The sequence below is a fragment of the Brevundimonas sp. AC546 genome, from assembly GCF_979258305.1.
The window spans coordinates 355,783-374,740 of the sequence record NZ_OZ409849.1; the positions used below are offsets into that span (position 1 = coordinate 355,783).

14 protein-coding genes are annotated in these 18,958 nt (G+C 64.9%); 7 read left to right on the forward strand and 7 right to left on the reverse strand.

The window, feature by feature from the left end; genetic code table 11:
- Positions 1 to 65 precede the first annotated feature (65 nt).
- From ACZZZD_RS01765 to kduI, 4 genes are all read right to left on the reverse strand, one after another.
- On the reverse strand, positions 66 to 1,709 hold the full coding sequence (locus ACZZZD_RS01765; RefSeq protein WP_463432092.1) for a pectate lyase: 1,644 nt from the start codon (positions 1,707 to 1,709) through the stop codon (positions 66 to 68).
- 251 nt (positions 1,710 to 1,960) lie between these two features.
- On the reverse strand, positions 1,961 to 3,004 hold the full coding sequence (locus ACZZZD_RS01770; RefSeq protein ID WP_463432094.1) for a PfkB family carbohydrate kinase: 1,044 nt from the start codon (positions 3,002 to 3,004) through the stop codon (positions 1,961 to 1,963).
- 21 nt (positions 3,005 to 3,025) lie between these two features.
- On the reverse strand, positions 3,026 to 3,784 hold the full coding sequence (gene kduD / locus ACZZZD_RS01775) for a 2-dehydro-3-deoxy-D-gluconate 5-dehydrogenase KduD (protein WP_463432096.1): 759 nt from the start codon (positions 3,782 to 3,784) through the stop codon (positions 3,026 to 3,028).
- Positions 3,785 to 3,806: 22 nt separating this feature from the next.
- The gene (gene kduI, locus ACZZZD_RS01780; RefSeq protein WP_463436056.1) at positions 3,807 to 4,652 is read right to left on the reverse strand and encodes a 5-dehydro-4-deoxy-D-glucuronate isomerase; all 846 of its coding nucleotides are present in this window, start codon (positions 4,650 to 4,652) and stop codon (positions 3,807 to 3,809) included.
- A 173-nt stretch (positions 4,653 to 4,825) separates the two neighbouring features.
- Here kduI and ACZZZD_RS01785 point away from each other — a divergent pair, with 173 nt between their 5' ends.
- A complete protein-coding gene (locus tag ACZZZD_RS01785) occupies positions 4,826 to 5,488 on the forward strand; it encodes an RpiB/LacA/LacB family sugar-phosphate isomerase (protein WP_135195709.1) in 663 nt (220 codons plus the stop codon).
- 42 nt (positions 5,489 to 5,530) lie between these two features.
- Here ACZZZD_RS01785 and ACZZZD_RS01790 read toward each other — a convergent pair whose 3' ends face one another.
- Positions 5,531 to 6,580, reverse strand: a complete 1,050-nt coding sequence (locus ACZZZD_RS01790; RefSeq protein ID WP_159850830.1) for a LacI family DNA-binding transcriptional regulator — start codon at positions 6,578 to 6,580, stop codon at positions 5,531 to 5,533.
- A 270-nt stretch (positions 6,581 to 6,850) separates the two neighbouring features.
- On the opposite strand from ACZZZD_RS01790, the gene ACZZZD_RS01795 reads away from it, so the two are divergent.
- The 3 genes from ACZZZD_RS01795 (at position 6,851) to ACZZZD_RS01805 (ending at position 10,015) form a co-directional block, all read left to right on the forward strand.
- Positions 6,851 to 7,552 (forward strand): 2-keto-4-pentenoate hydratase, encoded by a 702-nt coding sequence (locus ACZZZD_RS01795; protein ID WP_463432100.1) that lies wholly within the window; start codon positions 6,851 to 6,853, stop codon positions 7,550 to 7,552.
- A gap of 88 nt (positions 7,553 to 7,640) precedes the next feature.
- The gene (locus ACZZZD_RS01800) at positions 7,641 to 8,927 is read left to right on the forward strand and encodes an MFS transporter (protein ID WP_159850834.1); all 1,287 of its coding nucleotides are present in this window, start codon (positions 7,641 to 7,643) and stop codon (positions 8,925 to 8,927) included.
- A gap of 95 nt (positions 8,928 to 9,022) precedes the next feature.
- Positions 9,023 to 10,015: an alpha/beta hydrolase gene (locus tag ACZZZD_RS01805; RefSeq protein WP_463432104.1), complete on the forward strand. Its 993-nt coding sequence runs from the start codon at positions 9,023 to 9,025 to the stop codon at positions 10,013 to 10,015.
- On the opposite strand, the gene ACZZZD_RS01810 is transcribed toward ACZZZD_RS01805, so the two are convergent.
- On the reverse strand, positions 10,012 to 11,565 hold the full coding sequence (locus ACZZZD_RS01810) for a carboxylesterase/lipase family protein (RefSeq protein WP_463432106.1): 1,554 nt from the start codon (positions 11,563 to 11,565) through the stop codon (positions 10,012 to 10,014). The genes ACZZZD_RS01805 and ACZZZD_RS01810 overlap by 4 nt on opposite strands.
- Before the next feature lie 345 nt (positions 11,566 to 11,910).
- On the opposite strand from ACZZZD_RS01810, the gene ACZZZD_RS01815 reads away from it, so the two are divergent.
- Positions 11,911 to 14,772 carry a TonB-dependent receptor gene (locus ACZZZD_RS01815; protein ID WP_463432108.1) on the forward strand — a complete coding sequence of 954 codons (2,862 nt, stop codon included), beginning with the start codon at positions 11,911 to 11,913 and terminating at the stop codon, positions 14,770 to 14,772.
- A 568-nt stretch (positions 14,773 to 15,340) separates the two neighbouring features.
- Here the strand turns inward: ACZZZD_RS01815 and ACZZZD_RS01820 are convergent.
- Positions 15,341 to 16,774, reverse strand: coding sequence for an SLC13 family permease (locus tag ACZZZD_RS01820; protein ID WP_463432110.1), 1,434 nt, complete (start codon positions 16,772 to 16,774; stop codon positions 15,341 to 15,343).
- Positions 16,775 to 16,838: 64 nt separating this feature from the next.
- Between ACZZZD_RS01820 and ACZZZD_RS01825 the strand changes: the two genes are divergently transcribed.
- Together ACZZZD_RS01825 and ACZZZD_RS01830 are read left to right on the forward strand one after the other, a co-directional pair.
- A complete protein-coding gene (locus tag ACZZZD_RS01825) occupies positions 16,839 to 17,666 on the forward strand; it encodes a hypothetical protein (protein WP_463432112.1) in 828 nt (275 codons plus the stop codon).
- Positions 17,667 to 17,728: 62 nt separating this feature from the next.
- Complete coding sequence (locus tag ACZZZD_RS01830; protein ID WP_463432114.1) at positions 17,729 to 18,952, forward strand: DUF2254 domain-containing protein; 1,224 nt, start codon at positions 17,729 to 17,731, stop codon at positions 18,950 to 18,952.
- Positions 18,953 to 18,958 lie beyond the last annotated feature (6 nt).

Consider the following 18,958-nt stretch of genomic DNA (forward strand, 5'->3'; position numbering starts at 1 on the left):
TCCTGAGACCGGGAGTCTGGATCCTTGGGACAAGCCCAAGGATGACGAAAGAGTGGAGAGGGCGCTTACGCCCCCAACGCCTCGATCAGATCGCCCATGTTGCGGATGAAGACCGAGGTCGAGACGCCCTCGACCGGGAAGTCGGTCTGATAGGGCGAGGTGTCCCACAGGTCGCCGACGCGGGTCATCTGGTACTCGCCGCCGGTCACCGCCGTGGGCGATGGCCCCTTGTACGGGTTGGACGTCGTGGTCAGAGGCGTGGACCAGTAGCCGCGCGTGTTCAGCCCGGCCATCACCTCTGCCACGCGATTGGCGTGCGGTAGGGTCGGGCGGCGCGCGTCGCTGGACATGTCCCAGACGTCCACGTCCTGAAGCGTGAAATATTTCGGCAGGTTCAGCGAGCCGGGGCGCGCCTTCAAGGGCGAGCCTTGTGTAGCTTCATCGACCGGCAGGGCCGACAGGCGCGCATATTCGGCGCGCAGGGCAGGGGTGTCCACGTTGCGGAACGAGCCGTAGTGGACAATCAGATTGGTGGGGTTGTCGTCGGCGTAATACTGGCCGTTGGCGATGTTGGACCCGCGCCGGTGGATGTAGATCGGCGTATTGGCGCCTTCCAGAACGAAGGTCGGGTGCGTGCGGCCCGGCGTGTTCAGCGGCGGCTTGGTCGCCACCTGGTCCAGCCAGTCCATCGCCTCGGGCAGGCGCGCCAGATATTTCCGGTCACCGGTCAGGCGATAGAAGCCCAGCATCGAGCGGATGTTGGTCCCCGTCGCATGGGTGACGAAGGCTTGCGGCTCGATGGTGCGTGCGCCGGCGGGCTTCAGCGTGTCGGGGAAGTGCTGCAGGCCCCAGGCCGGTTGAGGCTGCGGCTGCTGGGTCTTCACGAAGATGTCCATTCCGCGGTTGATGGCGTCCAGCACCTTGGCGTCGCCCCGGCCGTTCCGCGCCAGGCCATGATAGGCGTAGATCAGGAACTCCAGGTTCTCGCCCGCCACATCGTCGTTGAAGGTGATGTAGGGCGTATAGTCCTCATGTCCGTGCAGGCCGCCGTTCTCGACGAACGGATAGCGCTGGGGCCAGCCGCCGTTCGGATATTGGCTCTCAAGCACGAAGCTGATCGCCTTGTTCAGGGGCGCCAGATATTTGCGGTCCTTCTTCTCCAGATAGACCCGCAGCAGCAGTTGCGACGCCTCGGCCGTGCCGGCGTCGTCGAAGGTGGCGTTGCCGTAATAGTGGTGGAATTCCTCCAGCCGCCAGGCGTTGGCGCCAACTGTTCCGTACCACTGCTTCAGCGATTCCTCGCCGGCGGTGTCGATGACATAGTTCCAGCCGCCCAACGGGTGCTGGCCCTTAATCAAGGCGTCGGCGGCCTTCTTGGCGGCCTCGTAGTAATATTCGTCGGCGGTGGCGTGATAGGCGTCCAGGAACAGGTGGCCCACGGTGGCCGTGCCGGGCGGCTGGACCCAGATCATGGTCGGGCTGGCTTCCAGTTCGCCCCAGCGGCGCGAGAAGTCGGGCAGATACTGCCAGACATAGCCGCCCTCGACGGCGGCCTCCTCGCTCATGAACCGGGCGGCCCGCTTCATGGCGTCCAGTACGGCCGTGCGCTCGGGCGACGCCTGGGCGAAGGCAGGGCCGGATGCGGCGACAAAGGTGGCGGCGGCGCCGGCGGCCAGCAGGGCGCGGCGGTTCATGGACGTGACGGACATGGAAACTCCTGGTGTGACCTCTCTCGGACGGTTCTTGGCGACCGTTTCGAAGCATCACTCAAGCATGTCTGACACCGGTTTCCTAGTCTTTCCGTCTCCTCCCAATCGTGCAGCGATTGGGAGGTGGCGCGGCGCTTTTTTAGCGTCATGACGGAAGGGTTTTTTTAGGTCATCGTAAGTTTCTGTGGGACTTCAAGAGCCCCTCCACCGCTTCGCGGTCCCCCTCCCCACAAGTGGGGAGGAGACGGTATTCAACGGCGGATATCGAACCCGCCGTCGCCCATGGCCGCGCGAACCTCGTCGGCCGTGAACAGGTTGAAGTCCCCCGGCACGGAATGTTTCAGGCCGGCGGCGGCCAAGCCGAAGTCCAGCGCCTCCTGATCCGACCATCCGTTCCACAGACCGAACAGCACGCCTGAGGCGAAGGCGTCGCCGCCGCCGACGCGGTCCACGACGCCGGTCATGTGAATGGCCTCGGCGTTGGTCTCGATCACGCCGTCGCCGTCACGGGTCAGCATGACGGCGGACAGGGCCTGGTCGGCGACGCTTTCCTGGACGCGCAGGGTGCAGGCGATGCGTTGCAGGCGGGGGAAGGCGGCGAAGGCGACCTTGGCGGCCTCGCGACGGCGCACGGCCGGATCGGCGCTGTCGAACTTCGTCTTCAGCACCAGGGCGAAGTCCCGGTCGTCGGCGAAGGCGACCGTGGCGCCGGCCAGCATCTTGCCCAGGGTGGCGGGCGGATCGCCGTCCCACTGTTCCCACAGCTTGCCGCGGAAGTTGCCGTCATAGCTGACCTTGACGCCCTTCGTGACGGCGGCCTCGATGATGGCGAGGGCGGCGGCCGAACCGTTCGGCCCTGTCGCCGGCGTCACGCCCGAGGCGTGCAGCCATTCGACCCCGTCGAGCAGAGCGTCCCAGTCGAAGGCGGTGTGCACATGTTCGACGAAGGCCGAACCGGCGCGGTCGTACAGCACTTCCGACGGACGACGCACTGCGCCGGGCGTCAGGAAATACAGACCCATGCGCCCCGGCTTGAACACGACCTGCGAGGTGTCGACGCCGTGCTTGCGCACCTCGTCGCGCACGCCCCGGCCCAAGGCGTTGTCGGCCAGGACCGTCGCCATCCCGGTCGGCACGCCGAAGCGGGCCAGGGACACGGCGACGTTCGCCTCGGCCCCCGCCGGACGGATCGTCAGGGCGGGGGACTGCATCAGCATTTCGTTGTCGTTGGGCGAGAACCGCAGCAGCATCTCGCCGAAGCAGAGGATGCGGCCGCCCGAGGCAATGTCAGTCATGGTCGAAAGGCTAGCCTTAGATCAGCGTGCTTGCCAGCCGCCGTCGACCGGCAGGATGGCGCCTTGGACATAGTCCGAGGCCCGGCTGGCCAGGAAGACGGCTGCGCCGCCCAGGTCCGAAGGCTCGCCCCAGCGGCCGGCCGGGATGCGGCCCAGGATCTCGGCCGAACGCACCGGATCCTCGCGCAGGGCCTGGGTGTTGGCCGTGGCGAAATAGCCGGGGGCGATGGCGTTGGCGGTGATGCGGTGCGGCGCCCACTCGTTGGCCATCAGCTTGGTCAGGCCGGCGACGCCCGACTTGGACGCCGTGTAGGAGGGCACGCGGATGCCTCCCTGGAAGGACAGCATGGAGGCGATGTTGATGATCTTGCCGCCGTCGCCCTGCTTGATGAACAGGCGGGCGACCGCCTGGCTCATGAAGAAGACGGTCTTCAGGTTGATGTTCAGCACCAGGTCCCAGTCGGCCTCGGTGAAGTCCACCGCGTCGGCGCGACGGATCAGGCCGGCGTTGTTCACCAGGATGTCGATCCGCCCCATCGCGGCCAGGGCTTCCTGAACCACGCGCTCGACCGGCTCGATCGAGGTCAGGTCGGCGCTGATGGCGTGGGCGCGACGGCCCAGGGCCTGGACCTTTGCGACCGTGTCGTCGGAATCCGACAGGGCGACCGAGACGATGTCGGCGCCGGCCTCGGCCAGGGCCAGGGCGATGCCTTGACCCAGACCCACGTTACCGCCGGTGACCAGGGCGACCTTGCCGGTCAGGTCGAACGGATTGCTCATGTTTTTCTTCCTCTTGTCCTGATTACTTCAACTGGCAGATGTCGAGCTTGTACATGTCGGTGTAGTCGAGATTTTCGCCGCCCATGCCCCAGATGAAGGTGTAGTTCGATGTGCCTGCGCCCGTGTGGATCGACCACGGCGGGCAGATCACGGCCTCGCCGTCGGCGATGACGATGTGGCGCGACTTGTCCGGCTCGCCCATGAAGTGGAAGACGCGGTCGTCCTCGCCCAGGCCGAAATAGAGGTAGGCCTCCGAGCGGCGGTCGTGAATGTGCGGCGGCATGGTGTTCCACACCGAGCCAGGCTTGAGCACCGTCACGCCCAGCAGCAGCTGGCAGGACTTGACCTTGGCGGGCACGACATACTGGTAGATGGTCCGTTCGTTCGATGTCTCCAGCGCGCCCATTTCCAGCGGCACGGCCTCGTCGATCGAGATCTTTGTCAGGTCGTAGCGGGCGTGGGCCGGGGTGGCGACCAGATAGAATTTCGCGGGCTCGGCGGCGTCGTTCGAGGCGAAGCTGACGTCGCTCGATCCCATCGGCACATAAAGGCCGTCGCGGAAGCCCAGTTCGATCGTCTCGCCATCCACAGTGATCGAACCGGCGCCGCCGATATTGACCACGCCCAGTTCGCGGGCCTGCAGGAACGGCGCGCCGGCCAGCGACGGCGGCTCGGAATGGGTGGGCAGATTCAGGGCGGTCTCGGCCGGGGTCGCACCGCCGATGATCATCCGCTCGTGGTGAGAATAGTTCAGGCTGATCTTGCCCGGAACGAACAGGCCCTCGATCAGATAGCGATCCCGCAGCTGCTGGTTCGAGGCGCCGTCCATCATGTCGGGATGGGTGGCCTGATAGACTTTGTCGTACATGGGGTCGTACATGCGGGTCTCCCTAGGAACTCGCACCGCGAGCCACAGTGACGGATCTTGCGTCCGTCCTTCTGTGGACTAGGTAACCGGTGTCATATTATGATGCAATCGATTAGACCATAATCGCCGACATCCGTTCGGCATCGCTTCGCCACCGTCTTGAGGATTCCCCCATGAAGATCGCTCTCATCATCGAAAACAGCCAGGCCGCCAAAAGCGAGACGGTGCATGCCGCGCTGACCGCCGTCGCGGAGCCCCTGGGCCATGAAGTCTTCCACTATGGAATGTATGCGGCTGAGGACAAGGCGTCGCTGACCTATGTGATGAACGGCGTCCTGACCGGCATCCTGCTGAACTCGGGCGCGGCCGATTTCGTCGTCACCGGTTGCGGCACAGGCACGGGCTCGATGCTGGCCGCGAACGCCATGCCGGGTGTCTTCTGCGGGCTGATCATCGACCCCACCGACGCCTTCCTGTTCGGCCAGATCAATGACGGCAACGCCATCGCCATGCCGTACGCCAAGGGCTTTGGCTGGGCGGCGGAACTGAACCTGCAGGATGTCTATCGTAAGCTGTTCGAAGGCGAGCGAGGTCTGGGCTATCCCAAGGAGCGGGCCGAGATCATGCGCAAGAATCGCGGCGTTCTCAGCGACCTGAAGGCCGTGACCTGCCACGACATGCTGACGGTGCTGAAGACGATGGACCAAGACCTGCTGAAGGCGGCCATCGCCGGCGAGCGGTTCCAGGACTACTTCTTCGCCAACGCCACCGACGAAGGCATCCGCGACTATCTGAAGGGTGTTCTCGCCGCCAAGCCCGTTCTCGAAACGGCTTAAGGCTAGGGGTCGGCGCGCGATCCCGCGCGCCGACCGGCCTTTTCAGGCCGCCGGGATCGCCGACTTGCGCACCACCAGGGCCGGTCGGACTTCCGGCTGCTGCATCTTGGCCGGATCGACGCCGCGCATCGGCGCCAGCAGTTTCTCGGCCGCCATCCGCCCCATGTCGCGGATCGGCAGGCGCACCGACGTCAGATTGGGCCAGACCCGCGCCGCCATCGGCAAATCATCGAAGCCGACGACCGACAAATCGCGCGGCAGTTCCAGCCCTCGATCCCGCGCCGCCTGCATCACGCCGATGGCCATGTCGTCGTTCAGGGTGAAGATGGCGGTCGGCGGCGTCTCTAGGGCCAACAGGGCGTGCCCGGCCTCGACGCCCGATTCGAACGTATAGGCGCCCTTGAAATCATAGGCAGGGTCCAGCGGTATGCCCCGTTCGGCTAGGGCGTCCAGGAAGCCCTTGCCCCGCACGGCCGACGACCGGAACAGGTCCGGGCCGCGCACCAGGCCGATTCGCCGGTGCCCCAGGTCGGCGAGATGCGCCGCCGCCTCGGCCGCGCCGATCCAGTCGTTGGTGACCACCATGGCCTGCGGCTCGTCCAGCGCCACCGAGGCGATGCGGACATAGGGGCAGTCCAGGTCGCGCAGCAGGTCAATGACCTGTTCGTCCTCCGACACCGACGGCGGCATGATGACGCCATACAGACGCTGGCGCTCGACGAAGCCTCGGATGTCTTCCAGCAGGGTAGGGGAGTTGCGGTTGCAGGGGTGGACGACCAGTTCCAGACCCGAACCCTTCAGCGCATCCAGCACGCCCTGCTGCATGTTCACGACATAGGTCGGGCTGGGGTTGTCGTAGATCAGGCCGACCAGGAACGAGCGCCGGAACGCCAGGCCACGCGCCTGGGGATCGGGGGTGAAGCCCAGGGTCTTGATGACGGCGTTGACCCGCTCGCGCGTGTCTTCCTTGACGAACGGCGATTGGTTGATGACGCGCGAGACGGTCTTCTTGGAGACCTGCGCTTCTCTGGCGACATCGTTGATCGTGGCCCGCTTGCCCGGTTTGCCGGATCGCGGATCGTCCTGAGCCAAGGTTCGGCTCCTTCCCTATGTGCAATGCAAAGGCATAGCCGCGACTCGCCGTCAGCGCCATGGGGCGTTGCTAAAGCGCATTGACACCGGTTTCCTTCGTCGCTCTTATCGAAGCTTATTCACGAGGCGACCCTTTTGACTTCGACCCCTTCTCACGCGAGCCAGGCCGATGCGCGGCCCGCGGATCCCGCCGCGATCGCACAGCAGTTCGTCGCAGCACGCCTGGCTGCGCGCAACACACCCGATTATCCAGGCGTGATTCCTCAGAGCATGGCCGAGTCCTACGCCATTCAGGACATCGCCATCGGCCTGTTTCCCGATGAGGTCGTGGGTTGGAAGGTGGGCGGCGTGCCGCCGGCGCAGCAGCCGAAACTGGGCATCCATCGCCTGGCCGGCGCGATCTTCGCCCGCAACGTCTGGCCCGCGCCCGGCGACACCGTCGTGCCGCTGCCCGAGATCGAGGGCGGGTTCGCCGCCGTAGAATCGGAGTTCATCGCCCGGATCGGCGCCGACGCCGATCCCGCCAAGACGGACTGGACCATCGAGGAGGCCACGGCCGCCGTGGACAAGGTCTTCATCGGCGTCGAACTGGCCGGCAGCCCGCTGTCGGCGATCAACGACTTGGGTTCGGCCGTCGTCGCCTCCGACTTCGGCAACAACGGCGGGCTGATGATCGGCCCCGAGGTCGAGAATTGGCGCGAGCGTCTGGACGGCATCGAGGTCGAGACCGTCATCAACGGCGCCAGCGTCGGCACGGGCGGTTCGCTTTCGCTGGCCGGCGGGGCCATGGAATCGGTGCGCTTCCTGCTGGAGCATTGCGCGCGCTGGGGCCGTCCGCTGAAGGCGGGCACGCTGGTCTCGACCGGCGCCGTCACCGGCGTCCACCGTGTCCACGCGGGCGACGAGGCCGTGTGCATCTTCAAGGGTATCGCAGAACTTCATTGTTCGGTCGTCAGGGCCGAGGCCAAGTAAACATCATCGGACGTCAACCCCGCCGCCGTTCAGGGACGGAAAGAGCAAGGGACGCGTCGAGGAAATTTAGGAACGGGTTTTCATAACCATGTCAGACGCTTCCGTCGCGCCGCCGATTCAGATCAAGGCGCCGTCACCGGGCAAATACCGGTGGCTGATCATGTGGCTGCTGTTTGCGGCCATGGTCATCAACTACGTCGACCGGCAGATGATCGGCTTCCTAAAGCCGACCCTGTCCGTCGAAATGGGCTGGTCGGAGACCGACTACGCCGACATCGTCTTCTACTTCCAGGCCACCTACGCACTGTTTTATGCGATCTGGGGCCGGCTTATGGACAAGATCGGGGCCCGGTGGGGCCTGGGGATCGCCTTCGCCATCTGGCAGGTCGGCCATATCCTGCATGCCGGAGCGCGCGATCTGTCCCACTTCATCATGGCCCGGATGGTGCTGGGCGCCGGTGAGGCCGGGGGCTTCCCCGGCGGTATCAAGGCCGTAACCGAGTGGTTCCCCAAGAAGGAACGCGCGCTGGCGACCGGCCTGTTCAATGCCGGCACCAACATTGGGGCCATCGTCACGCCCCTGATCGTGCCGATCCTGGTGCTGTCCTTCGGCTGGCAAATGGCCTTCGTTATCACCGGCGCCCTGGGTCTGATCTGGCTGCCGATCTGGCTGCTGGTCTATCGCAAGCCACGTGATCAAAAGCGCCTGTCCGCGACTGAACTGGCCTATATCGAACAGGATCCGGCCGACACGGACGAGAAGGTGGGCTGGCTCAAGCTGCTCACCGTCAAGGAAACCTGGGCCTATGCGGCGGGCAAGTTCCTGATTGATCCGATCTGGTGGATGTTCCTGTTCTGGTTGCCGGACTTCCTGGGCAAGCGTTACGGCCTGGACCTGAAGACCTTCGGTCCGCCTATCGTCGCCATCTATCTGTTGTCGGACGTGGGTTCCGTGGGCGGCGGCTGGCTGTCGTCGCGGATGATGCACATGGGCATCAGCCTGAACAAGGCGCGCAAGCTGACCATGCTGTTGTGCGCCGTGCTGGCCGTGCCGGTCATGTTTGCCGCAGAGGCGTCGAACCTGTGGGTCGCTGTCCTGATCATCGGCCTGGCCACAGCGGCGCACCAAGGCTTCTCGGCCAACCTCTATGCCCTGCCGGGCGACGTCTTCCCGCGCAAGGCCGTAGGATCGGTGGTCGGCATCGGCGGGATGCTGGGCGGTATCGGGGGGATGGTTTTCTCCAAATACGTCGGCCAGATCCTGGAGAAGATCGGCACCTATACGCCCATCTTCATCGTGGCCGGTTCGGTATATCTGATCGCGCTTCTGGTCATTCACCTGGTCATGCCGAAGTACGAGCCGGCCAAGGTCTGACGAACGGCGCTGGGGGCCTAGGTCCCGACGCATCGAGGATTACGGCCGGGCGAGCGATCGTCCGGCCGTCGTCTTTTCAGCATGGAGGCATGACGATGGATATGGAACGCAGGACGCTTCTGGGTCTGGCCGCGGGGGCCGGGATGGCCTTGAGCGTCAATGGCGCACGGGCGCAGACGATCGCCGACGGCGGACGCGCCGGCCCTGGCGACCCGACTGAGATCATCCGCCTGTGGCCCGACGGCGCGCCGGGCGGGCAGGGGGTGACGGTCACGCCGATCGTGCCCGAGCGTTCGACCGATCCCGCGTTTCATGATCGCTATGCCCAATATACGACCGATCCAATCCTGACGGTCTTCCGGCCCGAGCGGCCCAATGGATCGGCCATGCTGCTGATCCCCGGTGGGGGCTATCGCTGGGCGGTGCTGGACAAGGAGGGCTACGACGTCGCCCGCGTCTTCGCGGCCAGCGGCACGACCTGCTTCGTGCTGCGCTATCGCTTGCCGGCCGACGGATGGGCAGCCGGGTCCGACGCGCCGCTTCAGGATGCGCAGCGCGCCATCCGGCTGATTCGCAGTCGGGCCGCCGACTATGGCGTCGATTCGAAGAAAATTGGCGTGCTGGGCGCCTCAGCTGGCGGACATTTGGCAGGCTTGGCGAGTGCTCGGACGGATGCAGCCTATGAGGTCGTGGACGCCGCCGACGCCGTGTCCCTGCGTCCAAACCTGACGGTGCTGATGTATCCGGTGGCGACCATGGCGGACCCCCACGTCCACGCAGGATCGCGCAGCTATCTCCTGGGCGAAATGCCGTCTCCGGAGCGGATCGCGGCCTATTCCCTGGAGCAGATAGAATGGAGAGGCTCTGCGCCGGTCTTCCTGCTGCACGCCATCGACGACACATCCGTGCCGGTGGAGAACAGCCTGCAACTGCTGACCACGCTCAAGGCCGCCGCCGTTCCCACAGAGGCGCATCTGTTCCAGGAAGGCGGGCATGGGTTCGGCGTTCGCCTGATCCAGGGCAAACCAGCCCAGGTCTGGCCGGATCTGGTCCGCGCCTGGGCCGCCCGGCTCGATTTCGCGCTTTAGGTCCCCGGTTGGATGTAGGGGATTGCCGAGAAGAAGGCCCGTTCGTCGCCGCGCGGGTCGTCGGCCATACGCGGCTGCACGTCCATCAGCATGGTCTGGCGGCGCGGCAACTCATAGCGGTCCCAGCGCGGCAGGCCGGCATGATTGGGATCGCCGTCACGGGCCAGGGCGATGAAGGCGTCGCTCATCCGGTCTGACAGGCCTTGCGCGCCCGGTCCACGTGTTCGCGATCCGACGGCCTCCACGTTGTCGAACACCAGGGGGATGTCGGCTGTGTGGAAGGCCCCTTTGCGGCCCGATGCCAACTCGCCGGGGAAGTTGAGTTGATAGACCCAGGCGGGCGTCCCAGCCTTGGCCCGCTCCTCAGCCTCGATCACCGCGCCGCGCCAGGATCGGCCCGCCGTCGTGGCGGCGATCAGCACCTGATCGGGCGACCAGTCGGGATGCATGGCGCGATAGCCTGCGATCACCGCCTCCGGCGTGATGTCGATCCGCATGACGCCGGGCGATAGTCGTGCGGGCAGAGTGTCCCACGTCAGGCCGACATTCTTTGGATCGTTGCCCATGAAGCCCAGCGTCTCTTCGCGCGTGTTGCCGATGATCATCGGGATCGACCGGCCCAGGGGTGCGGCGTCGGGATAGAAGGGGTGGCGGGGCAGGGTGCGGAAATCCAGCACCGGCCCGAAATACAAGCCTCCGAAGCCCAGGATCGGATCCTCGGCGCCTTGCGCCTCCAGCAGCCGTTCTGCCGGCATCGTCGCCGCCTCGGCCGCCCGGTCCGGCGTCAGGCCCAGCGCCTTCAGCCAGGCCGTCGCCCGCGTCGTGGCGTTGATTGGCCCGGATGCCGTCACCTGCTGTCCGCTCATGGTCGCGGCGCGGTGGAACAGGCCCTGGGCTGCGGGCGCCGCCATCAGGGTGGCGATCTTTGCGCCGCCGCCCGACTGGCCGAACAGCATGACCCGCGACGGGTCACCGCCGAAGGCCGCGATATTGTCTCGCACCCATTGCAGCGCCAGGATCAGATCCAGTTGACCCGCATTGCCCGAATCCTCGAACCCCGGCGCCAACCGCGCCAGATAGGCGTAGCCGAAGACGTTCAGCCGATGGTTAAGCGTGACCACAACCACGTCGCCCCGCGCCGCCAGCCGCGCGCCGTCATACAGCGGGTCCGATCCCGATCCGCTCGAATAGGCGCCGCCGTGGATATAGACCATCACCGGCCGTCGGGCGGCGTCGGTCGCCGGCGTCCAGACGTTCAGGAACAGGCAGTCCTCGCCTTGATTCGCCTCGTCGCCCCGCTGTGGACTGGAGGCCCCGTACTCAGTGGCGCGCACCGGTTCGCGCCAAGGCATCGGCCGTTCCGGCGGCTGGAACCGACGGGTCGGCGCACCGTACCGAACGCCTTTGAAAGTGCTGATTCCCTCGCGACGCATTCCGACCACGGGACCTGCCGTGGTCAGCGCCTTGGGATCGCGAGAATCAGCGCTCGCCGCAAAGGGCAGGGCGGTGGTGGCGAGGGCGGCGGCGATGGCTGTGCGTCGGGTGATCATCTCGCCGCCCCAAACTTACGCGAGGAGGCCGTGTTCCTCACAGCCAGCGCAAGATGCAGTAAAGCGTAGGTGGTATGTGGCATTCTTTCCTCCCGTTGCCAGCGTCTTGCGCGCTTGGTCTTGGTTCAGGCGCCTGTGAGTCAGTGCGGTGGGGCTAGATTACAAATTCGAGATCATGGCGGTCACGTTCTTGCCACACGCCGACAACTGTGGCTAAAGATTTATGACACCGGTAGCAGGAGTTCGGACAACGAGCGCTGACACCGGTGTCGCCCGCCAGCAGCGGGCGGCCTGAACGGGGACATTTCGATCCCCGAGACGCCACACCTGGGAGGAGACATGACAATGACCCAACGCCATAAATTTGCGCGGCCCGCGCTGGTCGCCACCGCTTCGCTGGGCGCGCTCGCCCTCGCCATGATGGCGCACGACGCAGCAGCACAAACGGCCGAGGCCGCTGCGCCACAACAGGATGACGCCGCGACCGAAGTCAGCGAGATCGTCGTCACCGGTTTCCGTGCGAGCCTGGCGAATGCTCTCAACATAAAGCGCAACGAGGCCGGCGTCGTGGACGCGATCTCGGCCGAGGATATCGCCGATTTCCCCGACACCAACCTTGCCGAATTTATCCAGCGCATTCCCGGCGTCTCCATCGACCGCGATGCGGGCGAAGGACGTTCGATCACCGTGCGCGGCCTGAGCTCGGAATTCACCCGCACCCGCATCAACGGCATCGAGGCGCAAGCGACGACCAGCGCCACTGATTCCTCTGGCGGCGTGAACCGCGGCCGTGGCTTTGATTTCAATGTCTTTGCGTCAGAACTCTTCAACAACATCACGGTTCGCAAGACCGCTTCGGCCGAGGTTGAGGAAGGGTCGCTGGGCGCCACCGTCGATTTGAAGACCAGCCGACCATTCGACAAGCCCGGCTTCCAGGGCGCGATCTCCGGCCAGTATGGCTATAACGACCTGTCAGAAAATTGGGATCCGCGCTTTGCGGCCCTGATCTCCAACACTTGGGCCGACGGGCAGTTGGGCGCGCTGTTCTCGATTGCCTACAGCGAGAAGGAGAGCCTGGAAGAAGGCTTTAGTTCCGTTCGTTGGGGGCCGGCCAGCGGGGATAACGGGTTCCTGAACACAAGCGTCCTGCCAAATCCGGGTGGAACCTACCACCCCCGCATTCCACGTTATGGTCGCCTTGAGCACGGGCAAAAGCGTCTCGGCGCCACTCTGTCGTTCCAGGCCCGTCCGGATAACGGACCGACCCTGTTCACCTTCGACGCCCTTTATTCGAAGCTGGACTCGACCCGGAGCGAGAACTTCCTGCAGGCTTGGTCCCTCAGCCGCAACGCCAGCCAAGGCGGCAAGCCCCAAGTGGAAATCGTCGATTACGAAATCGATCCCAACACGGGCGAAATGATCTATGCCGAGCTCGACAACATGGATGTCCGCAGCGAGCAGCGCTTCGACGTGTTGGAAACCGAATTCACCCAGCTGACATTCGGCGTCGAACACGAGTTTTCGGACAAGTTCCGTTTCAAAGGCCTGGTCGGCCGCGCCGACTCGCAGTTCGGCAATCCGACACAGGTCAGCGCGATCATCGACCGTCAGAACGTCGATGGCTACACGATCGATTTCCGAGATGATCGGAATCTGCCCTTGATCGGCTACGGATTCGACGTCACCGATCCGGCGCAATGGTCCATTGTCGGACCGACCGGCGCTCAGCCTCGTTCCGAACTGCGCTCCAGTTCGAATTTCCAGGACAACGTCTATTCGACCGCCGAGGCGAACTTCGTCTACGACCTGAATGATTGGCTGACGTTGAAGGCGGGCGCCAGCTGGAAGAAGTTCGAATCAACCAGCCAAAGCTTCGCGCGCCTCAACAACGGCGCGCCTAACCTGCCCGCCGGCGTAAGCCTGGCGGACGTCACCAACATGCTGGAGGATTTCGGCAATAATCTTGGCCTGCCAGCGGGCTCTGCGACATCCTGGGTTCGTCCCGATCTCGGCGCCCTAGACAATGTCTGGAACTATAGCTGCAACTGCGACACCGGGGTTTCCGGCGGTGATTTCCGGCTGCTGGGCCTCAACGAAAACACCTCGACGTTCGGCGGCTGGCGCGAAGTGTCGGAAGAAGACACGGGCGCCTATGTGCAGGCCGACTGGAACACGACGATCGCTTCCATGCCCTTCCGCGGCAACGTCGGCGTCCGTCAGGTCAAGACCGAGGTCAATGCTCTCGGCTATTCCAACGTCGGCGGCGTGGCGACGCCCACGACGGGCGAAAATGAGTATGAAGACACCTTGCCGTCATTGAATGTGTCGCTGGAGCCTTTCGAAAACCTGATCGTCCGTTTCGGCGCGGCCAAGGTCATGTCGCGGCCGCCGGTTGGCAGTCTTATCCCAGTGTTCGGCCTCAGCGCCTTTGATGCGGCAAACCGTACAGCGTCGCTCGGCAACGTGGATCTGGATCCTTATCGCGCGAAAACATACGATCTTTCGGTTGAATACTATTTCGCACCAGAAGCTCTGCTGTCCTTCGCTTACTTCTACAAGGATATCTCGACCTATGTTCAGACGACTCAGCAAACGCTGACCTATGCCCAACTTACGGCCCTGAACCCCGTCGCCTTCCCCGCTGCGCCGAACCGACCGGTCGACGAGGAGTATCTGTTCAGCACCCCCACCAACACGCCAGGCGGCCCCCTGAAGGGCTTCGAGATCAGCTATCAGCAGACCTTCACCTTCCTGCCGGGTCTATTCGCCAATCTGGGGACCCAGCTGAACTACACCCACGTCGAATCGGAAATCGACTACTGCACGGACTCGTCCTGCCGCGTATTCGTGACCGAGGATCTGGTAAACCTGTCGCCAAACGCCTGGAACGCCACGCTTTATTATGACGACGGCAAGTTCAATGCGCGTGTGTCGGCGGCCTATCGCGACGCCTACTACCAGTCCGTGCCGGGTTCGAACGGCGGATCCAACGGCATTCCGTACCAGGGCAAGACAGAGACGACGACGATCGACGCCTCCGCCTCGTACAATCTCACCGAAAACCTCAGTGTGACGCTGGAGGGGCTGAACCTCACGGACGAGGAAAATCGCCAGAACCACGGCGACCTCGACGGACCGCGCGATAGCACCTACGTCTATCATCACACAGGCCGTCAGGTGTTTATGGGCGCGCGCTACCGTTTCTGATGCCAAATGGTCGGCCGCGTCAGCGGCTTACCGATCGATAGATCAAGAAGAACGGACGGGCGGTCGAAAGGACCGCTCGTTTCCATTTGTGGCGGCAGCGATCTAAATGGCACATAGCGAGTGGAACTGCGCCAGACGTATCGTCACAAGTTTACAGAAGTTCGGCGGTCGTCAGCGACAGGCTGACGGGTGGCGGAGAGGTTGTCTGCCTTATCCATGTCCGTCGGGGTGCTTTGGTTGTTTAAAGCCAAAGAAAACCAATAGGTTAATTTGTTGAGACGTCCACACGCAGCCACGCCCATCGTTTGAAATCCACAACCCAATGTGGGGCAAGATGTGGGCTGAATTGGTGCTATCCCACCTAGTCTCGACGTCCGCGCATAGGCGGTAAGTTAAAGACGCCTCTGGAGCGTTGCGGAAGCAGCGGGGAGTGGGGAGGGCCGGCCCTTCGCGCCTAAGCGGCATTTTAGGAAGCTTAACCGAATAGATGTCTCGCTTGGTCTTTTGATTCATTTCACATGCACTGAATGTCCGCATGCAGTGCCTAGACTAAGCCTCGCAAATACTGTCAGAACGGGAAGAAGATCGGGATCGCGATCATGGCGGCGATCCAGGTCACCAGGTTCAGCGGCAGGCCTACCCGGACGAAGTCCATGTAGCTGTAGCCGGCCATGTTGAAGACCAGCACATTGGTCTGATAGCCGAAGGGCGTGGCGAAGGCGGCCGAGGCGGCCATCATGACGCAAACCAGGAAGGGCCGGGGATCGACACCCAGGCTCTCGGCCAGAGCCACGGCGATCGGCGTGATAAGCACGGCGACCGTGGCGTTGGACAGCAGTTCGGTCGCGAACAGGGTCACGCCGTACAGCACGATCAACGCCCCTAACGGCCCCATCGGTCGGATTACGCCGATGAGGCGTTCTGCGCCGGCGGAGGCCAGTCCGGTCACCTCGATGGCCGTGCCCACCACCACCATGCCGGCGATCAGCAGCAGGATCTCGGGGCGCAGCCCGGCATAGGCCTCCTCGGGCGTGATGACCTTGAGCAGGATCAGAGCGACGGCGCCCGCGAAGGCCGAGGCGGCGATAGGCGCCCATCCCAGGGCGGCCGAGGCGATCACCAGGGCGAAGATCGCCAACGAGATCATCGCCGGCCGCAAGCGGAACGGCCGGTCCGCCGCCCCATACAGATCGACATCGCCCAGATGCGCGTCGCCCGATCCATCGGCCAGATTGCTGGATTCGCCGAGGCGAGGCAGGCCGAACGGCAACAGGCGTTTGCGACGCGCGAGGGTTTCTGTCTCGGTGCGCCGTCGGGCGTCTTCCATCTCGGCCAGACGCGCGGCTTCGGCCTCGTCCATCGCCACCGAGCGGCCCAACTGTCGCGCTCCAATGAAATAGAGCCAGAGGCCGCCAACGAGGGCGATCACCAGGCCGACGGGCGTGATCTCGAACAGGCTGAAGACCGGTTGACCGGCGTTGCGAGCCATGTCGTTGACCAGCAGATTGGTCGAGGTGCCGATCAGGGTCAGCAGGCCGCCCATGACCGTGACGTGGCTCAGCGGCATCAGGAACCGTTTGGGCGACAGGCGAAGGGACTGGGCCACATCCCGAATTACCGGCGCGGCCAGCACCACCACCGGCGTATTGTTCAGGAAGCCGCCGACCGCTCCGCACAGGCCGATGACGATCCAGATTCCCCGGGCGCCGATCCGCGCGGCCAACTGGGTCGCCTGGCGGATCAGCCAGCCCAGCAGGCCGGAAAGCTCGATGGCGTAGGCGATGACGAACAGGCCGGCTAAGGCGATGACGGCGGGGCTGGCGAAGGCGCCCTGCACCTCGACGGGTCGAACGACGCCCAGCATCAGCAGAACGGCGGCGCCAGTCAGGGCCACGACATCGGCGCGCAATTTGCCGTGGATCAGCACGCCGACCACGCCGACGAGCACGGCAAGCGCTGCGATCTGATCGAATGTCATGAAGCCGTGCAGACCGTCCCCCATCGCTCGCGTCAACCTTTTTCGGTCGATCCCTCCCCATCAGCGGCGCGCGTGCTAGTGTGGTTCCATGCTCGTACCGACCGTGTCGTCTCGCCCGTCGATCGTCGCGCTTGCGGCGTCCCTCTTTCTCCTCGGCGCCTGCCAGCGTGAGCAGGCTGCGCCAGAACCGGCCCCGGCCCCTGTCGCCGCGCCGGCACCCGTCGTCACCGTCTTGCCGGCCGCCACCCTTGACCGCGCCGGCCTGCTGCAGGCCATGGATATCGCCGCCTCGGCCTACGCGGCGGGGGGTGAAGTCGGCGGGGCGTCTCTGGCCGGTCGACGGTTCGTCGTGCGTCAGACCTTCGGCTGTGGCAATGCGGCGCCGTCGCCTGCCGAAGCGAACGCAAGGGAGGGTCTGGCGGCCCTGTCCTGGGGCGAGCGCCGTCAAAACCTGAAACTCAGCCTGGTGCCCGGCGATTGGTCGAAATCGGCCCTGATCGCGGACGACGCCGAAACTTGGGAGGCGGCCGAGGGCTTCTGGCTAGCGCGCCCTTGGCAGCGCACCGAGAGCTGTCCATCTGCGCAGCGCGATCCTCTGACCCAAGGGCAGCCCTCGCCGCAGACAATGGGTCTGGCTGCTGTCTTCGACGAGGGAGGCTCGCGGACCGGGCGTCGTAACGGCCGCGCCTATGAGTTCACCGTGCGCGGTGAGGGCGATGCGCCGCCCGTCGCTCCTGCCCAAGGTTATCGCCTGGTGCTGGAGGGCCGCATGGCCGCCTTCGCCGATGGTCGCGCCGTCCGCTGCCGCGCCGCCAGTCCCGACCAGCGGCCGGTCTGCATCGGCGCGGTCCAACTGGATCGCGTCGCCTTCGAAGACGCCGATGGCAAGATGCTCAGCGAATGGCGCGGCGGTTGACGGAGTGATCTTCTGACCAGAACGATCCCGCAGCCTCATCACTTGTCGCCCAGGGGGTGCGGATGAACCGCTGGCTGTTTGTGTGGAGAAAGATCACCGCCGAGATCTGGGTGCGGGCCAGCCTGTACGCCTTGTTCGGCTGCGTCGCGGCGCTGGCGGCCGTCTTCCTGACGCCATGGGTGCCCTCGGCCATGGCCGACAGGCTGGGCGGGGAATCCGTTGAAGCGATCCTGAGCATACTGGCGTCCAGTCTGCTGGCGGTCGCGACCTTTTCGCTGGGGGTGATGGTCAGCGCCTATACCGGCGTCTCGCAGGCGGCGTCGCCGCGTGTCGCCGCGCTGGTCACGTCCGACGAGACGACCCAGAAGTCATTGGCGACCTTCGTGGGCGCCTTCCTTTATGCGGTCGTGGCGACGACGGCTGTCAACGCCCGCTACTATGGGCCGGAGGGGCGCGCGGTGCTGTTCCTGACCAGTCTGGCGGTGGTCGTCCTGGTGGCGTTCAGACTGCTGGCGTGGATCAATCGCCTCTCCAGTCTGGCGCGGCTCGGCCACATGATCGAACGGGTGGAGGCCGAAACCGCCAAGGCCCTGTGCGGCCGTCCTGTGAGCGCCAGACCGACGAACCCCGCGCCTCTGACAGGCGCCGGAGTATCGTCGCTGGTCACCGGCTATGTTCAGAACATCGACAGGCGCGCGCTTTGTGACATCGCGAAAGACCTGGATGCGCTTCTCGAGATCGTCGCCACGACCGGCGCCTTCGTGCGGCGGGGCGAAACCCTGTGCCGCGTCGGGGCGGTCGATCTGTCGTCCAAGCGAGCGGCGGACATTCAGGCGGCATTCTCGATGGATCGTGCGCGCACCTTCGCCCAGGATCCTCGTCACGGTCTGATCGTCCTGGGCGAGATCAGCGGTAAGGCCCTGTCGCCCGCCGTCAATGATCCAGGCACCGCCATCGAGGTGATCGGGGCCGGTGTGCGTCTGCTGGACGACTGGTCCGCCAGAGGGGATGACACTGCGCCGCCGCCCGCCGACATCGACCGCTTCCTGCGCGAGGCCGATCTGGCGTTCGAAGACCTGCTGGACGATGTGTTCGGTCCGAGCATTCGCTTCGGCCTCGGCGATCTTCAGGTCGCCATTCGTCTGCACAAGGCGCTGCGATCCCTGGGCGAGAACGGCTCGCCCCTGGCTCCTGCGGCACTTGCCCTGGCGCAAGAGGTCGCCGCTCGCGCGGAGGAGGATCTGCCCCCCAGGGACGCCGCCCGCTTCAAGGCGGAGTTCGCCTGAGCCAGG

Bases quoted from the DNA above. Each gene is read 5' to 3' on its own strand.
- ACZZZD_RS01765 (WP_463432092.1), bottom strand. From the start codon at position 1,709: ATGTCCGTCACGTCCATGAACCGCCGCGCCCTGCTGGCCGCCGGCGCC.
- ACZZZD_RS01770 (WP_463432094.1), bottom strand. From the start codon at position 3,004: ATGACTGACATTGCCTCGGGCGGCCGCATCCTCTGCTTCGGCGAGATG.
- kduD (WP_463432096.1), bottom strand. From the start codon at position 3,784: ATGAGCAATCCGTTCGACCTGACCGGCAAGGTCGCCCTGGTCACCGGC.
- kduI (WP_463436056.1), bottom strand. From the start codon at position 4,652: ATGTACGACAAAGTCTATCAGGCCACCCATCCCGACATGATGGACGGC.
- ACZZZD_RS01785 (WP_135195709.1), top strand. From the start codon at position 4,826: ATGAAGATCGCTCTCATCATCGAAAACAGCCAGGCCGCCAAAAGCGAG.
- ACZZZD_RS01795 (WP_463432100.1), top strand. From the start codon at position 6,851: ATGGCCGAGTCCTACGCCATTCAGGACATCGCCATCGGCCTGTTTCCC.
- ACZZZD_RS01800 (WP_159850834.1), top strand. From the start codon at position 7,641: ATGTCAGACGCTTCCGTCGCGCCGCCGATTCAGATCAAGGCGCCGTCA.
- ACZZZD_RS01805 (WP_463432104.1), top strand. From the start codon at position 9,023: ATGGATATGGAACGCAGGACGCTTCTGGGTCTGGCCGCGGGGGCCGGG.
- ACZZZD_RS01810 (WP_463432106.1), bottom strand. From the start codon at position 11,565: ATGATCACCCGACGCACAGCCATCGCCGCCGCCCTCGCCACCACCGCC.
- ACZZZD_RS01815 (WP_463432108.1), top strand. From the start codon at position 11,911: ATGACCCAACGCCATAAATTTGCGCGGCCCGCGCTGGTCGCCACCGCT.
- ACZZZD_RS01820 (WP_463432110.1), bottom strand. From the start codon at position 16,774: ATGGGGGACGGTCTGCACGGCTTCATGACATTCGATCAGATCGCAGCG.
- ACZZZD_RS01825 (WP_463432112.1), top strand. From the start codon at position 16,839: ATGCTCGTACCGACCGTGTCGTCTCGCCCGTCGATCGTCGCGCTTGCG.
- ACZZZD_RS01830 (WP_463432114.1), top strand. From the start codon at position 17,729: ATGAACCGCTGGCTGTTTGTGTGGAGAAAGATCACCGCCGAGATCTGG.